Annotated in this window: 12 protein-coding genes and 1 pseudogene; 5 read left to right on the forward strand and 8 right to left on the reverse strand. The window is 70.7% G+C overall.

What is annotated here, in order from left to right:
- Positions 1-4 precede the first annotated feature (4 nt).
- Positions 5-1,486: a multicopper oxidase domain-containing protein gene (locus tag ABZ919_RS36355; protein WP_361256827.1), complete on the reverse strand. Its 1,482-nt coding sequence runs from the start codon at positions 1,484-1,486 to the stop codon at positions 5-7.
- Positions 1,487-1,641: 155 nt separating this feature from the next.
- Positions 1,642-2,919, reverse strand: a complete 1,278-nt coding sequence (locus ABZ919_RS36360) for a vanadium-dependent haloperoxidase (RefSeq protein ID WP_361256829.1) — start codon at positions 2,917-2,919, stop codon at positions 1,642-1,644.
- 627 nt (positions 2,920-3,546) lie between these two features.
- Between ABZ919_RS36360 and ABZ919_RS36365 the strand changes: the two genes are divergently transcribed.
- Positions 3,547-4,821, forward strand: coding sequence for an APC family permease (locus tag ABZ919_RS36365; RefSeq protein WP_361256832.1), 1,275 nt, complete (start codon positions 3,547-3,549; stop codon positions 4,819-4,821).
- Between the two features lie 84 nt (positions 4,822-4,905).
- On the opposite strand, the gene ABZ919_RS36370 is transcribed toward ABZ919_RS36365, so the two are convergent.
- On the reverse strand, positions 4,906-5,106 hold the full coding sequence (locus tag ABZ919_RS36370; RefSeq protein ID WP_361256835.1) for a hypothetical protein: 201 nt from the start codon (positions 5,104-5,106) through the stop codon (positions 4,906-4,908).
- A gap of 804 nt (positions 5,107-5,910) precedes the next feature.
- On the opposite strand from ABZ919_RS36370, the gene ABZ919_RS36375 reads away from it, so the two are divergent.
- Positions 5,911-6,405, forward strand: a complete 495-nt coding sequence (locus tag ABZ919_RS36375) for a YbhN family protein (protein ID WP_361256838.1) — start codon at positions 5,911-5,913, stop codon at positions 6,403-6,405.
- 61 nt (positions 6,406-6,466) lie between these two features.
- Here ABZ919_RS36375 and ABZ919_RS36380 read toward each other — a convergent pair whose 3' ends face one another.
- A complete protein-coding gene (locus ABZ919_RS36380; protein WP_361256841.1) occupies positions 6,467-8,869 on the reverse strand; it encodes a glycosyl hydrolase family 65 protein in 2,403 nt (800 codons plus the stop codon).
- Positions 8,870-8,928: 59 nt separating this feature from the next.
- Positions 8,929-9,804: a universal stress protein gene (locus ABZ919_RS36385; RefSeq protein ID WP_361256843.1), complete on the reverse strand. Its 876-nt coding sequence runs from the start codon at positions 9,802-9,804 to the stop codon at positions 8,929-8,931.
- A gap of 194 nt (positions 9,805-9,998) precedes the next feature.
- Here ABZ919_RS36385 and ABZ919_RS36390 point away from each other — a divergent pair, with 194 nt between their 5' ends.
- Positions 9,999-10,679, forward strand: coding sequence for a CBS domain-containing protein (locus ABZ919_RS36390; protein ID WP_361256846.1), 681 nt, complete (start codon positions 9,999-10,001; stop codon positions 10,677-10,679).
- A gap of 4 nt (positions 10,680-10,683) precedes the next feature.
- Here the strand turns inward: ABZ919_RS36390 and ABZ919_RS36395 are convergent, their stop codons facing one another.
- On the reverse strand, positions 10,684-11,604 hold the full coding sequence (locus tag ABZ919_RS36395; protein ID WP_361256848.1) for a pyridoxamine 5'-phosphate oxidase family protein: 921 nt from the start codon (positions 11,602-11,604) through the stop codon (positions 10,684-10,686).
- A 115-nt stretch (positions 11,605-11,719) separates the two neighbouring features.
- Here ABZ919_RS36395 and ABZ919_RS36400 point away from each other — a divergent pair, with 115 nt between their 5' ends.
- On the forward strand, positions 11,720-12,397 hold the full coding sequence (locus ABZ919_RS36400) for a CBS domain-containing protein (RefSeq protein ID WP_361256852.1): 678 nt from the start codon (positions 11,720-11,722) through the stop codon (positions 12,395-12,397).
- Between the two features lie 62 nt (positions 12,398-12,459).
- On the opposite strand, the pseudogene ABZ919_RS36405 reads toward ABZ919_RS36400, so the two are convergent.
- Both ABZ919_RS36405 and ABZ919_RS36410 read right to left on the reverse strand, forming a co-directional pair.
- A pseudogene (locus ABZ919_RS36405) lies at positions 12,460-12,690 on the reverse strand (dsRBD fold-containing protein); the annotation flags it as partial.
- A 111-nt stretch (positions 12,691-12,801) separates the two neighbouring features.
- Complete coding sequence (locus ABZ919_RS36410; RefSeq protein WP_361256854.1) at positions 12,802-13,620, reverse strand: universal stress protein; 819 nt, start codon at positions 13,618-13,620, stop codon at positions 12,802-12,804.
- 199 nt (positions 13,621-13,819) lie between these two features.
- Here ABZ919_RS36410 and ABZ919_RS36415 point away from each other — a divergent pair, with 199 nt between their 5' ends.
- Positions 13,820-14,689 carry a universal stress protein gene (locus ABZ919_RS36415; RefSeq protein ID WP_361256857.1) on the forward strand — a complete coding sequence of 290 codons (870 nt, stop codon included), beginning with the start codon at positions 13,820-13,822 and terminating at the stop codon, positions 14,687-14,689.
- Positions 14,690-14,724: the final 35 nt, after the last annotated feature.

Below are 14,724 nucleotides of genomic sequence, written 5' to 3' on the forward strand. Positions count from 1 at the left end.
GGCGTCAGGAGCAGCGCAGCAGGATCATGAACCCGTAGTCCATGTGGAGCTGCTGGTGGCAGTGGAACAGGGACAGTCCCGGCTGGTCGGCGGTGAAGTCGAAGGCGAGGGTCTGGTAGCCGCCGAGCATGACGACGTCCTTGTGCAGGCCGTGGGTGGGGGCGCCGGCGATATCGGTGACCTCGAAGGTGTGGCGGTGCAGGTGGACGGGGTGGATGTCGTCGGAGGCGTTGCGCAGCCGGAGCCGGTACCGCTTGCCGCGCTCGACGTCCAGCACCGGCTTGTTGGTGTCCAGGGAGAAGGGGACGCCGTTGAGGGGCCAGATGTTGAATCCCTTCTCGGCGGCGTTGCGCTTCTCCACCAACAGGTCGATCGTGCGGTGGGGTCGATTGTTCGTGGAGCCGGCGCCGGCGAAGGTGCGGTAGTCCCAGGTGAATGAGGGTGGCGCGACCCATCGCGGAGTGCCGCTGCGGCCGGCGTACTCCACGACGGTGCCCATGCCGGCGTTCCGGTCGTCGTCCGACGTGTCTCCGAGGACCCAGACACCCGAGTGGTTCATCTCCACGAGGGCCGAGACGCGTTCGGCGGTGCCGATCCACAGCACCGGGACGTGCGCCCGGCGCGGTACCGGATTGCCGTCGAGCGCGACGACCTCGAAGGTGTGGCCGGGCAGGGCGAGGCTGCGGATCTCGGTGGCGCTGGCGTTGAGGACGTGGAACAGCACACGCTGCCCGGTCCTGACCCTGATCGGCAGGCCGTGGCCGAGTTTGCGGCCGTTGACGCTGAAGGCGCGGTAGCCGACCTCGTAGCCGCGTGGCATGCCCCGGGCCAGTGAGTCGGCCATGGCCTTCTCGCCCTTGCGCTTCAGTTCCCGTACCGGGGAGCCGGCCAGGAAGGACAGGGGCACGTCCCCGCCGTGGCTGAGGGCGGGCTCGAACTCCTTCAGCGTCAGGAAGACTTCCTGGTCGTAGGCGCCGGGGTCGGCCTTCGGGTCGATGTGGACAGGGCCCGCCTGACCGGAGTACGTCCCGCGGGTCAGGTCACCGAGGGCTGCCCCGTGGGAGTGGTAGAAGCGGAAGCCGGCCGGTCCGGGGGTGAACGCCAGGCGCCGCGTCCCGTGCGCGGGGATGTACGGGGTGCCCTCCTCGGCGGCCCCGTCGACATCGGCGGGCACCCGCTGGCCGTGCCAGTGCAGCAGTTCGGGGGTGCCGGTGTCGTTGTGCACGTCGACCACGACCGGGCGGCCTTCGGTGAACCGCAGCAGCGGCCCGGGGAACCGGCCGTTGTACGTCGTGGTCGTCACGATCGTGCCCGGCGCGAGCTCGACGCGTCCGGTGGCGATCCGCAGCGTGTAGTCGGCCTTCGACCGGGGAACGGCCGCGCCCACCGCTGCCCGGGAGTCGCAGCCGGTCACCCCACCGGAACCGGCTGAGGCCAGCAGTGCGGCGCCCCCCAGCCCGAGGGCCTCGCGACGAGAGATGGCCACGGCTGCGCTCCCTTCTCCGCGTTCCGACCCGACTGATTCGGACCGGCCAGACGTTCCCTTCTGCAGCGTGGCCGTGCCCGTGGGGCCGAGGCTCCCGCTGCCACTGGCTTCTGGCCGCCGCAGTGCTGCGCATGAATGTCGCTCGGTGCGGACGGTCAGAGGTGATCTGCCGCGAAGTCGGCTACCTGGACGCCGAGTTGTCGGCCCGCGTCGTTGTCGATCGAAGTGTGCTGGCCGGCCCAGGTCCGGCTGAGCCACGCTTCGGTGGCCGCCTCCTGGAAGCCGGCATAGCTTCGGGTGGTGCCTTTCGATGTCACTGCGAGATGATGCCGCGCGCCGTAGAACCCGGTGAGTGTCGTTGCCGCCGCTTGGCTGAGGGCGGCGTGAGCGCTGGGATACGACGGGTCCGGGGCGGTCGTCAACAGGGGGGTCCAGTGGGGATCGCCGAGGATGTGCGGATTGTAGTGGGTGCCGCCGAGCCGGATGGCGGTGACGGGCCGCCATACGCGATAGGCGTACTTGGCGTCGTACAGGGCGATGGTGGTGTCGGCGAGGGACAGGTCCAGGCGGGCGAAGACCTTCACCGCCTTCTCCAGGTTCGCGTTCGTGGAGGTGACCAGGTTCTGGGCGATCTGGTTCCAGACGTTCCAGACGGGCGCCGCCGCCCAGAACTTCGCGGCTGCCGTCTGATCGGCGGTGCGGGTGGTACTGGTCTTGCTCCCCAGACTCTTGACCTCGTTCAGGGCGGTGGCATAGGCGACGCTGTTCACGGCCGGCGGTGCCGCCGGGCGGAACCGGTCTCCGCCGGCCAGCACGAACGGTTTGACCGAGCCCCAGCCGGTGAACACGGGTGCCGGGAAGTCGGGAGGGGTGCGCCGGTAGTCACCGGCCTTGTCGCCGGAGCGGAACAGCGGCGGCTTCGTTGATGACCCGTCGTTCGACCGAAGGCTGATCAGTCGGCGGGCGACCGCGGCTCCGATCGTCGTGCCCGCCTGTTTGTCCGGATCATCCGGAATCGCGGACAACTGGCTGCTCAGCCGCCGGTCCACGCCGGTGCGTTCGGCCGGATACAGGGCGACCAGCACATCATGGGCTGCCTGGTCCGCTGCGGCATCGGCACGAGCACCTCGCGGTGCCTTCACCGAGACCCTGTAGGCGGGGCCGGCCCGGGTGATCGATACCACCGCGTCGTACTCGGCGGCCTGAAGGAGCGCGAAGCTGCGGGTGGGCTGGACGTCGGCCGGCTGCGCCTTCGGATCACTGAGGATGCTGATGAGCTCGCGGTTCCACTCCACGACCGACGTGCCCGGCCCCGTGGCGGTGGTGGGCAGGGCCGGCGAGTGAGCGGCGCCGACCCCGAAAGTGGGGCTGGTGAGTCCGGCTGCCAGTGCAATTCCGGCCAGTATGACGAGTGTCTTCTGCTTTCCGCCCATGCCCTGCGGCTCCTTGTCGTCGGCGGCGGGTCGTGGCGACCGGCGCCGTACACGTCACCCATCCGGGTCACGGCCGACCACATGGCCGGCGAACATCACGGATCGAACGGTGAGTGCGCAGCCCATGTCACGAAGAAACACTCCGTACATCGGCTCCGGAGCGGGACGGGGATTGCGAAGCCGGTTCTCGTCCGGCTGATACCTGGGCTGGGCCGGTCGTTGCAGAAACACCGGCTCACGAGGCGGCACACATCACCCACGCCGATGTTTCGGAGGGCTGACCGGGCGCTCAAGGTCGATCGCCAGCTACAGCCTGCCGGGAGCCGGTCCACGCCGCAACTCAGGCATCACGGTCACAGATCCGGGTCGTATTCGCCGGTAGCGCACGCGGAGCTGCAGTGATACCGGCCGGGGACGGGAAGCGGAAAGCCGGCAGGCGCATGCACGCCGCTGTCACCGTCAGCAGGAGCAGCAGCACGCCCGGCCGGCTCGTGACCGTCTCCGGGAACGACGAAGACAACTCCGACCGGGACTTCGGGAACCGAGGATCACGACGCGTGCGACCTGCTGTTCATCCCCGACAGGTATGGTCTCGCGGTCCCGGATGTCGACAGATGGTGGTGGAGAGTGAGCCAGGCGTCGCAGGGCGGTGGGGCCGCTGTGCTGGAGCGGAGGCTGGGCGTTTTCGACGCCGTCGTCATCGGGCTCGGCTCGATGATCGGTGCGGGGGTCTTCGCCGCCCTGGCCCCGGCCGCGCGGGCGGCGGGCTCCGGGCTGCTCGTGGGGCTGGCCGTCGCCGCCTTGGTGGCGTACTGCAACGCCACCTCCTCGGCCCGGCTGGCGGCACGCTATCCGCAGTCCGGTGGGACGTACGTGTACGGCCGTGAGCGGCTGGGCGAGTTCTGGGGCTACCTCGCCGGATGGGGCTTCGTGGTCGGCAAGACCGCCTCGTGCGCGGCGATGGCACTCACCGTGGGGTCGTACGTGTGGCCGGCCCACGCGCACGCCGTCGCCGTGGCTGCGGTGGTGGCGCTGACCGCCGTCAACTACGTGGGTGTACAGAAGGCCGCGTGGCTGACGCGGGCGATCGTCGCCGTGGTCCTGGCCGTGCTGGCAGCCGTGGTGGCGACCTGCCTGACCTCCACCGACGCTCAGGTCGTGCGGCTGGACATCGGGTCGGACGCCTCCGTCACCGGGGTGTTGCAGGCGGCCGGCCTGCTGTTCTTCGCCTTTGCCGGGTACGCGCGGATCGCGACCCTGGGCGAAGAGGTGAAGGACCCGGCCCGCACCATCCCCCGGGCCATTCCACTGGCCCTGGGGATCACGCTGATCATGTACGCGGCGGTCGCCGCGTCCGTGCTGGCCGTCCTCGGCCCGGTCGGGCTGGCACGGGAGAGCGCGCCGCTGGCCGAGGCAGTACGGCAGGCCGGGGTGCCGGGGCCGGTCCCGGTGGTTCGGGTCGGGGCGGCGGTGGCGGCACTTGGGTCATTGCTGGCGCTGATCCTGGGCGTCTCGCGGACCACGCTGGCCATGGCCCGGGACCGTCACCTGCCTCCTGCTCTGTCCGCCGTGCATCCACGGTTCAAGGTGCCCTATCGAGCGGAGTTGCTGGTGGGCGCCGTGGTGGTGATCCTGGCCGCCACCACGGACGTGCGCGGCGCGATCGGCTTCTCGTCCTTCGGCGTACTCGCCTACTACGCCGTGGCGAACGCCTCCGCCTGGACCCTGACCCAGGAGGAGAACCGGCCGCCGCGCACCATCCCCACGGTCGGGCTGGCCGGCTGCCTGGTCCTGGCCTTCACCCTGCCCGCGACGTCGGTGGCGTGGGGAGCGGCGGTGCTCGCCCTCGGAGCGGCGGCCTACGGCGTACGTCGGCGCCTCACGGCACGACAGGCGTCGTGACGCCCGGCTCATGAACGTTGTGCGAGGAGTCCCGCCCTTCGCTGACCCAACGGTCCGGCGTGTCTCGCTCCCGTGGCCGTCGGATCAGCGGGGTACAGAGAGCCGGGAGGCGTGCCGGGTGATGCGCCCGGCGGCGAACTCCGTCCCTGCCACGAACCGCATCATCGGGCCGAACACCGGGGCCGCGAGCGAACCGGTGAAATACAGGCCCGACACCGACGACTCGAGCGATGCGGACAGTTGGGGTGCCTTCGAGCCGCGGACGCAGGTCAGGGTGGCGCGCACCGCGGGCGACAGGAACGGGCGGATCGGCGCCTGGCCGGTTGACGGTGAGCAGCATCGTGCCCGGTTCGTCTGCGGTGCCGACGGATGCGTAAGCGTCGGCGCCGAGCCGGGCCGCAACGGCGAGTTGGGCCCAGGTCTCGGCGTTGGAGAGCAGCGTCGGCCGACGACGCACCCCGCCCGCCGCGCCGCCGGCCGCGCGGGCCTTCAGAGGTGCCGGTATCACCGGCAGACCGTTGACGCCACGGATCAGGGCCCCGGATTCGCCGGAGGCGAAGCGTTCGGGCAGGGATACGGTCCGGGCCGGGCAGGGAAGTTCGCGCTCGGCGAGGGCGGCCGGGACCGATATCTCACCGGGGCTGCCCGCAGCGACACCGATCACGATCTCCTCGGCACCGAACGCGTCCGCGGCCGGGCGGGCGCCGTCCAGCACCCGTTTCGCCGCCATGTACCGCCGGCTGCTCGGGGCGGGCGGGACCCGCTGGAGCCTGGGGCGCACGACGCCGATGGTGGTGGCCGCCAACGCCGTGGCGGGTGCGTTGCCCGGAGGGGCGGCATTCTCGGCCGCCTGGGTTTTCCGGCAGCTGCGCCGCAGGGGCGTGGAGCAGGTACTCGCGGCCGCCGTGCTGGTGGTGGCCGGCGCGCCGGCGGTACTGGGCCCGGCCGTCCTGCTCGTCGCCGGCGTGGTCGCGGCGGGACCGGCGGGGCTGCGGACCGTTCTGCTTCCCGCGGCCGGTGCGCTGCTGGTCCTGGGGGTCGCCTCGGCGGGTCGTAGGAGCATCCCGCTTCTCGGGCTTCCGTCACGCGGTGGGGCGAGTTTGGGCGAGTGCCGGGACGCGCTCCCACCGCGTCCAGCAGGGCCAGGAGGCACTCGCCCGGCCGGTCGCACAGGCCCGCGGTCTGCAACCCGGCCTGCGGCCGTGGCTTCGACCGTCCGCGTTCGCGCTGCTGAACTGGGTCTTCGACGTCGCTGGTCCGGCTGCCAGCCTGTGGGCGCTCGGCATCGGCGTGCCCTGGCACAGCCTGCTGCTCGCCTGCGTCCTCACCCAGATCCCCGGCAGCCTGCGCCTGGCCCCGGGCAGCCTCGGCATCGTGGAGACGAGCCTGTCCGCACTGCTCGTGCCGTACGGTCTCCGGCCCCGGCCCGGCCCGGCGATCGCCGCGACGCTCTTGTACCGCGCCGTCAGCTATTGGGCCCTGCAACCCGTCGGCTGGGCGTGCTGGTCAGTCATCACCCTGCATACCGGTGCGTCGGGCTTCCCGCCACGCCACTCGGAACGACGCGGCAGTCCCAGTCCGTAGCCACCGGAGAACGACGTGAGGGGAGACCCGAAGGGTGGCCGGGCCGGCGACCGCCGCAGCGTCAGTCCTTCGGCAGAAGGAGCGTGCACGTCTCCCCTGGGGCGATGGTCACCGCGCGGTCAGCCAGCACTACGCGGATCGGCGATTCCTCCGAGTCGGGTACGGCGATCTCCAGCTGCCCGCTCCGGCGCCGCATGCCGATGCCCCAGTGACCGCGATAGTGCAGTGTGAAGCCGTACTCGGAGAGCGCCGGAAGTGGGACCGGGTCCAGCCAGAGGGCGTCCTCGCGGGTCTCCAGTCCGGTCAGGCCGCGCTGGATCAGGTCGAGGGTTCCGGCCATGGCGCCGAGGTGGATGCCTTCACCCGTGGTGCCGCCCTGGATGTCGGCGATGTCTGCCTCCAGGGCTTCATGTACGTACTGCCATGCGTCGGTCCGTCTGGCTCTGGCGAGGACCAGGCCGTGGACGAGTTCGCTGAGGGTCGAGCCGTGGCTGGTGCGCTGGAGGTAGTAGTCGACGGTACTTCGCCAGATCCCGTCGTCCAGGTGGTATCCGAGACGCCGGAACAGAGCACGCAGTTCCGTGGGCGAGAACAGGTAGCCGAGCATGAGGACATCGGCCTGCTTGGACGCCTTGTAGCGGTTGACCGTGTCGCCCTCGGCCTCGAGAACGCGGTCCAGCCGCCGGATGGTGCCGTAGCGGGCGCGGTAGGCGTCCCAGTCGAGTTCGGCGAGATCGTCGTAGCCCTCGAACTGGCTTATGACGCCTTGGTGGAAGGGCACCCGCAGGCGTCTGGAGACCTCCTCCCACTCCGGCAGCGCGTCGGCGCTCAGCCGGACCCGCTGGAACAGTTCCTCGCGCCGCCATGCGGGAAGGCGCCGCACGAGCTCCAGAGTGCGGGTGAGGACCCAGGCAGCCATGACGTTGGTGTACGCATTGTCGTCCAGCCCGGGCTTCGCGGCACCGGGATAGCCGTCGTGGTACTCGTCGGGGCCCACGACACCGCGGATCCGGTAGCGGCGCGTGTCATGGTCGAAGACTGCCAAGTCGGCCCAGAAGCGGGCGATCTGCAGCAGCATTTCCGCGCCTTTGGTGTGCAGGTACTCCGTGTCACCGGTGGCCTCGCAGTACTGCCAGACGTTGTAGGCGATCGCCGAACCCACGTGGTGCTGCAGGCGCGAGTGGTCCGGCAGCCAGCGGCCCGAGGCGGGGTTGAGATGCCATTCCTGGGACTCCTCACGCCCGTTGCTACCGCTCTGCCACGGATACATCGCCCCGGCCCTGCCGGCCGCGCTCGCCGCCGCGCAGGCCCGAGGGAGGCGTCGGTGGCGATAGTTCAGCAGCGCCCGGGACACCTCCGGAAGGTGCAGGTTGAGATAGGGGAGGACGAAGAGCTCGTCCCAGAACACATGACCCCGGTACGCCTCGCCGTGCAGACCCCGGGCCGGGACGCCTACATCCAGCTCCGCCGTGTGCGGTGACAGCGTCTGCAGGACGTGGAAGAGATGGAAGCGCAGGATGCGGCCGGCCTCTCCGGGCACCTGTACGTCCGTGCGTCGCCACAGCCGCTCCCAGGCCGCGACATGGGAGTCGAGCAAGGCCGGAAAGTCCGCCGCCACGGACACCCGCTCGACGGCCTCGCCGAGGGCATCGCTGATCGCTGTGTCCCGTGAGGTGTGCAGTGCCACCGTCTTGTCCACGGTGACGGGCCTGCCGCGGGTGATCGGGACGACCAGACGGTGGACGGCACGGTGGCGAGTGGACCGAAGCACTGATGAGACCGGAGCCTCGTCCGCGCGGACCGTCGTCCGGGCGGCCAGGGCGACGGTGATGTCCGAAGTGCTGGTGCGGCAGCACAGCCAGGTGGTGTGGGGTTCCTGCGCACCGGTTCGCACGTGGTTCAAGTGGTGGCGGTCGAGTGCGCGATAGCGGTGCACATTGCCGTTGATCACATCACCGTCGAGAGAGCTTTCGATCTCGATCTGCCCGGTCCAGTCTTCGGCCGTGAGCACCGTCCGCAGTGCGGCCAGGTGCGGGTCCTCCATGTGCACCAGGCGGGTCTGCTCGACGTTGAGCACACCCAGTTCGTCGTTCCGGTGGCGGGAGGACCGTGCGAGTGTGCCTCCGCGCAGATCCAGGGTGTGCCGGTGGTCCAGGAGGGTCTGCGTGCCGGGGGAGAACCACGGGCTCCACGTCCCGTCCGTGCAGCGCGCCCGGAACCGGAGAAAGAGCCAGTTGGGGAGGTTGACCACGTCTTCGTTCACGACCTGCCGCCCCGCCACGGTCGACTCCAGGCGGTTGTAGCACCCCGCTGCATAGGTGCCTGGACAGTGCACCAGGCCGGCCCGGCGTTCCGGCAGTGCGCCGCGTGTGGCGAAGTAGCCGTTGCCCAGTGTGCACAGGGACTCACGCAGCTGCTCGGCGGCGGGGTCGTAGCCCGTCCACTCCCATGTCCACTCCGACATCCGCCACCGTTCCCTCTCCTCCGCGGTCCGCGGGCGGGCCCAGGTGCCTGCGGCGGGCCTCAGACCCGCTGGGGGACGACGGCGACCGGGCAGTCCGAGTGGTGCAGCAGGGTGTGGCCGACCCGGCCGAGCTGGAGACCGAAGTGGCCGTGCCGGCGCTGAGCGCCGACGACGATCAGGTCCGCTTCGGCCGATTCCTGCAGGAGGACCTTGTGGGCGGTACCCTCGGCCGCCTTGCGGCGGACATCGACCTGAGGGTGCTCTCGTACCGCCTCGCGCAGGGCATCTTCGAGGCTGGTCGACACCCGCTCCTCGCGCAGCCTGGCGGCATCGTCGGCGATCAGCATGTGGTCCACGGGTTCCTGTGACGGATTGCGCCAGGCCCGTACGGCTGTCAGGGCACAGCCGCGCACCTCGGCTTCCCGGACGGCGAACCGTACGGCCCCCGCACCACCGGACGCGTCACCGACCCCCACCACCACGCGGCCGTAGGCTCCCCGGCGATTGGCTTCCGCGCCCCGGATGACGACGACCGGGCAGACGGCGCGGGCCGCGACCGCGAGGCTGACGGATCCCAGCAGCATCCCGGCGATCTCGCCGCGCCCACGTGACCCCGTCACCAGGGCGAACGCCTCGGGCGCCATCCGCAGCAGCGCGGACACGGCGTCCTCCGGCAGTGCCTTGCCGGACACCTTGACCTCGGGATTGCGTCGCCGGGCCCGTTCCACGCACGACGCGACGATGTGCTCGGCCATGACCTCCTCGGCCGGACGATCGGTGCTGAAGGACGGTTGGGCCCCCTCGTACAGCTCCCAGAGGGAGGCATGGACGAGATGGAGGGGCAGACCGTGCCGTGCCGCCTCGTCCACGGCCCAGTCGACCGCTGCCAGACTGCAGTCCGATCCGTCGACGCCCACGACCAGTGGGAGTTCCATAGCCGTCACCGCCTTCTCGCCCGGCTGCCGAGGTCCTCCTGTGAATACCGTCGCACTGCCTGCCCGGCGCCGCGACACGCCGCCGGGGCCCAGGCCAGGGTGGCTCTCCGGCCGGTTTGCGACCTGTCAGGTCATGGTGATGCTTGAGGCATCGGCCGGGCCGGGTCCCCGGCCACCCTTCGAGGACCGAGACCATGCCCGTCACTGTTCCGCACATCGTGAGCGATGTGATGACCACGCCCGCGGTCGCCGTCGGGCGCGACGCGCCGTTCAAGGAGATCGCGCGGGTCATGGACGAGCGGCACGTGAGTGCCCTGCCGGTCGTGAGCCGCGCAGGGCGGGTCGTGGGCGTGGTGTCCGAGGCCGACCTGCTGCCCAAGGAGGAGTTCCGGGATCGCCGGCCCACCCGCTCCGAGCGCATGCGACTGCGGTCCGACCTGGCCAAGGCGGAAGGTGTGATCGCTGAGGAGGTGATGAGCACGCCCGCTGTCACGGTCCACCCGGACGACACCCTGGCCCGGGCAGCACGCCTCATGGCCGTACACCACGTCAAACGGCTCCCCGTCGTAGATGCCGAGGACGGATTGCGCGGCATCGTCAGTCGTGGCGACCTGCTGAGCATCTTCCTGCGGTCGGACGAGGACATCGAGGAGGAGGTCCGCCGCACGGTGGTGTCCTACCTGTTCCCCGCGCACGCCCACGCCATCGACGTGTCCGTGCGGGACGGTGTCGTCGGGCTCCGCGGGCCCGTCCACGACACCTCGCTCATCTGGGTCGCCGAGCGCCTCGTGAACGGGTTGGAGGGCGTGGTGGGCGTCGAATCCCAACTGGGCGGCGAGGGTTCCGGACCGCACGGCCCTGCGTCCGAGCCATGACCGTCTACTGATCGGCAGGCGTGATCCGGCGGCCAGTGAGGTTGGTGGGCTCGATCGACACCCACATCTCGCGCGCGCCGCCCGCCCACGGCGTGGTGTGCGCGCGTCGGGCGAGCCCGCGTACCGCCTCGGGGTCCGTCACCACACGTGCCGGTCCGACGGCCAGCACGCTCCAGCCTTGGCTCAGGGCGTCGTCCACGTGGTCGACTTCGAAGGCGACCTCCGTCTCCGCTGCCGCCGCCGTCACGGAGTCGGGCGCGGTCCGGAAGACGATGGCGTCATCGACGAATTCGTAGTTGACCGGGACGACCGCCGGGCGGCCCTCGGACGTCGCCACCGCGACCCGCCCCACCCCGTGCGTGGAGAGCAGGGTGCGGCACTCCTCCCGGCTGAGGTCCCGAAGCTGAGGGTGCAGCAGTGCGTGGCCCTGACCGGGCGGGAGATCGATGCCTCCGCCACGCAGTGCGGCGACCGAGGTGCCCAGCGCGTCGGCCAGTCTGATGAGCGTCGCCAAGGTCGGATCGGCGGGCTGTTCCTCCAGATAGGCCAGATAGTAGGGCGACATTCGCGCGCGGCCGGCTGTCTCCTCTCGGCTCAGTCCGCGCCTTCGGCGTTCGACGGCCACCCGCCGGCCGATGTCACCGGGATTGCCCGTCCCGGCCGGCCTGGTCACTGGGGACGCGGCCGTCGCCTCGCCGGTTGGCGGCGGCGCCTCGCCCACCCCCGGGGGCTGCTCGTGCTCGAGATGGCGTATGTGGGCGTCCGGGCCGGGAAACACGAGCGTCACATCGTTCGTGTCCGACCAGCGCACGTCGTAGGGGGGTGTTCCGTCGTCGTGGTGGAGTCCGACGATCTCGCCGTCGCGCCTGGCTGCGCCGGTCGCCGGACTCTCGATGACGAGTTGGTCGCCGAGGTGAGCTCGCATGGTCGCCGCCCTCTCCTCAGAATGGTGCTGTATCCAACCTGCCACGCGGGCCGCACCGCCGCACGGGGCGGCGGGCCCGTATCCGCGAGGTGGGTGTCCCGCACCGGGAGGCACCATGCATCACCGAACAGTCGAGGAGCTCATGTCCCGGGACGTCGTCCGGGCACGGCCCGACACGCCGTTCAAGGAGCTCGTCAGGCTGCTGGAGGAGAACGACGTCACCGCCGTACCCGTGGTGGACGAGCTCGACCGTCCGATGGGCGTGGTGTCCGAGGCCGACCTGCTGCGCAAGAGCGCCGACCAGGCCGACCCGACCGGCAGGACCCCCATTCCGCATCTGGAGGCCTGGGAACGTGCCAAGGCCGAGGGATCCCGGGCCGAGGAACTGATGTCCGCTCCCGCGGTGTGCGCCCGGCCCGAGTGGACCGTGGTCGAGGCTGCCCGCCTCATGGAAGCCCAGAACGTCAAACGCCTGCCCGTGGTCGACGAAGCCGATCGGCTGCTCGGCATCGTCAGCCGTGGTGATCTGCTGCGGGTCTTCCTCCGCCGTGACGAGGCCATCCGCGAGGAGATCACCGGAGACGTTCTGCGGCGCACCTTGGGGCTCGATCCGAGGGACGTGACCGCGGAGGTCCGCGATGGGCGCGTCGCCCTCGCAGGCACCGTGGAACACAGGAGTCTGATCCCGGTCATCGAGCAGTTGTGCCGGGGCGTCGACGGCGTGGTCTCGGTCACCACGCAGATCGCCTTCCGGACGGACGACGCCCGGGACACACCTACCGGCACCCTGTGAAGCAACTGGGCTTCACAGGGGTTGTCCGGCTGTCTGACGGGTGCTGGGACGTGGGGCGTCGGCACGTCGCGTTCGGCGGTCTCCAGCAGCTGATGAGCCAGATCGACCAGCGCCCTGCCTGCCGCCAGCTCGTCGCCGATCTCCGACACGTTCGTGTCCGCCGGATGTAAGTACGCGGTTCCGTGGCCGGTGAGCGCCGTTGTGCCGGTGTCCGGCGCCAAGTGGGCCTTTGTCGTTCCGTCGTCGTCCTCGAAGAGGTCGAGACGCACCTTCCACTGTCCTGTGTGCGACATCGTTCACTCCTAGCCTCCGCGTCTTCACGATCCGACGCCGGCCGTCCTGAATCACGGGGCCGACGGGCTACCGGCCCTGGAAGCCGGTTCTGCGGCCCGGTCCTGCGGCCGTCACATCTGGGGTACGACGGCCACGGGACATGGTGCGTGATGCAGCAGTGCGTGGTTGATCAGGCCGAGTTGCAGTCCCGGATGCCCAACTCGCCGCCGAGCGCCCACGACCAGCAGATCTGCGGTCGACGCGGCCTCCAACAGCGCCTGGCGCGCCGGTTTCTCGATCAAGCGCCGGCTCACCGCGGCGTCGCCGTACCTTTCCACAGGCCGGCGCAGAGCGTCGTCGAGCACCTGCGCCGGGGGACGCCGGTGGGCCTCCAACTGCCATGAGGGTGCCTGTGGCGTCGTACAGGCACCGGACGGTGCGCTCCAGGCGTGCACGGCCTCGAGCCGGCACCGCCGCACCTGGGCCTCGCGCACCGCGAAGTCCACGGCCGTGCCGCTGCCCTCCCCGTCCTCGACACCCACGACGACGCTTCCGAACCGGGCATTGTGGTGCTCCGAACTGCCGCGCACCACGACCACAGGGCAGTCGGCGCGTGCGGCCACGGCGAGGCTGACCGAGCCGAGGAGCATGCCGGGAAGGTCTCCGAGTCCCCTGTTGCCCAGGACCAGCGCGAAGGCATTACGCCCCTCGACGACCAGGGCGGAAGCCGCGTCCTCGTGCGACACCCCGCTGGACACTTGCACCGCCGGCGCGCCCTCCCTGGCGCGCGCCGAGGCAGCGCTGATCACGACGGACGCCTCCTGCTCACCGGCCGCCGCGTGCAGCAGGTGGAGCGGGATCCCGTGCCGGGCCGCCTCGTCGGCGGCCCAGTCGACGGCCTCGAGGCTCGCCTCGGATCCGTCGACGCCCACCACCAGGGGAATCGTCACCGCGCCTGTCTCCTCTCCTGCCGCACGCCCCGCTTTCGCGCCCGCCCCCCGGGGTCCACATGCGCCGTGGCGAGGACCGGGAGATCCTCGAAGGGGAGAAACTCGTCGCTCCCGGTATGCAGGCGATGTCCGGACCGTCCACGCGATCGGACCTCGTTCGCCGTCCCCTCCAGGTTCTTACGAGACGGAGACCGCCGCCATGCAACCAGTCGTCACCGTGGGCCTCGACGGCTCGCCCGAGAGTCTGGCCGCCGCCCGCTGGGCCGCCGAAGAGGCCGGGAGGCGAAAGCTCACTCTCCGGCTGTTGCACGCGTGGCCGATGCTTGCCCCGGAGCCGGCTCGTCTCCCGGCGGAAGTCGATCAGAACTACTGGGCGAAGCGTCTCGTCGACACGGCGCAGGCTGAACTCCGGACCCGCCACCCGGGCCTGGCCATCGACAAGAGCCTGGTCGCCGACGACGCCGAGCACGCCCTGCTCCAAGCGGCCTTGGAGTCGGAGATGGTCGTCCTGGGCTCCCGAGGACTCGAGTCCGTCGAGAGCTACTTCCTCGGGGACGTCAGCATGCCCGTCGTGGCACGGGCCGAACGGCCCGTGGTGCTGGTGCGCGCCGAACCCCGAGACGAGAAGGGACCGGCCACGGCCGCGAGCCGTGTCGTGGTGACTCTGAAACTGCGCGGATCGCCGGACGACCTACTCGATTTCGCCTTTCATACCGCTGCGGCCAGGGACGTTCCCGTCCTCGCCGTCCACGGCCGCAGCGTGCCGCTTCGCGCACGTACGCCCTGGGGAGTGGACCACGGCTTCAGCGAGGAGACGACCCGGGACGCCCACGAGCAGGTGAGCAAAACGCTGCAGCCGTGGCGGGAGAAGTACCCGCGGGTGGACGTGGCCGACAGCATCCGTCTCGAAAGCCCTGCCAAGGCCGTCGTACGAGCCGCGGAGGGCGCCTCACTGCTGGTTGTGGGCCGACGCCGGCACCGTGCCGGTCTGGCGCCCCACCTCGGTCCGGTGGCGCAGGCCGCCGTCCATCATGGACACTGCCCGGTCGCCGTGGTTCCTCATGACTGAGCCCGGTGTCCGCGAGCCGCGTGCCGACGTGTCCG

The organism is Streptomyces sp. NPDC046759 (genome assembly GCF_040645475.1).
Lineage (GTDB): Bacteria > Actinomycetota > Actinomycetes > Streptomycetales > Streptomycetaceae > Streptomyces.

Coding starts and splice junctions, on each gene's coding strand:
- ABZ919_RS36360 (WP_361256829.1), bottom strand. CDS start 2,919: ATGGGCGGAAAGCAGAAGACACTCGTCATACTGGCCGGAATTGCACTG.
- ABZ919_RS36380 (WP_361256841.1), bottom strand. CDS start 8,869: ATGTCGGAGTGGACATGGGAGTGGACGGGCTACGACCCCGCCGCCGAG.
- ABZ919_RS36385 (WP_361256843.1), bottom strand. CDS start 9,804: ATGGAACTCCCACTGGTCGTGGGCGTCGACGGATCGGACTGCAGTCTG.
- ABZ919_RS36390 (WP_361256846.1), top strand. CDS start 9,999: ATGCCCGTCACTGTTCCGCACATCGTGAGCGATGTGATGACCACGCCC.
- ABZ919_RS36395 (WP_361256848.1), bottom strand. CDS start 11,604: ATGCGAGCTCACCTCGGCGACCAACTCGTCATCGAGAGTCCGGCGACC.
- ABZ919_RS36400 (WP_361256852.1), top strand. CDS start 11,720: ATGCATCACCGAACAGTCGAGGAGCTCATGTCCCGGGACGTCGTCCGG.
- ABZ919_RS36415 (WP_361256857.1), top strand. CDS start 13,820: ATGCAACCAGTCGTCACCGTGGGCCTCGACGGCTCGCCCGAGAGTCTG.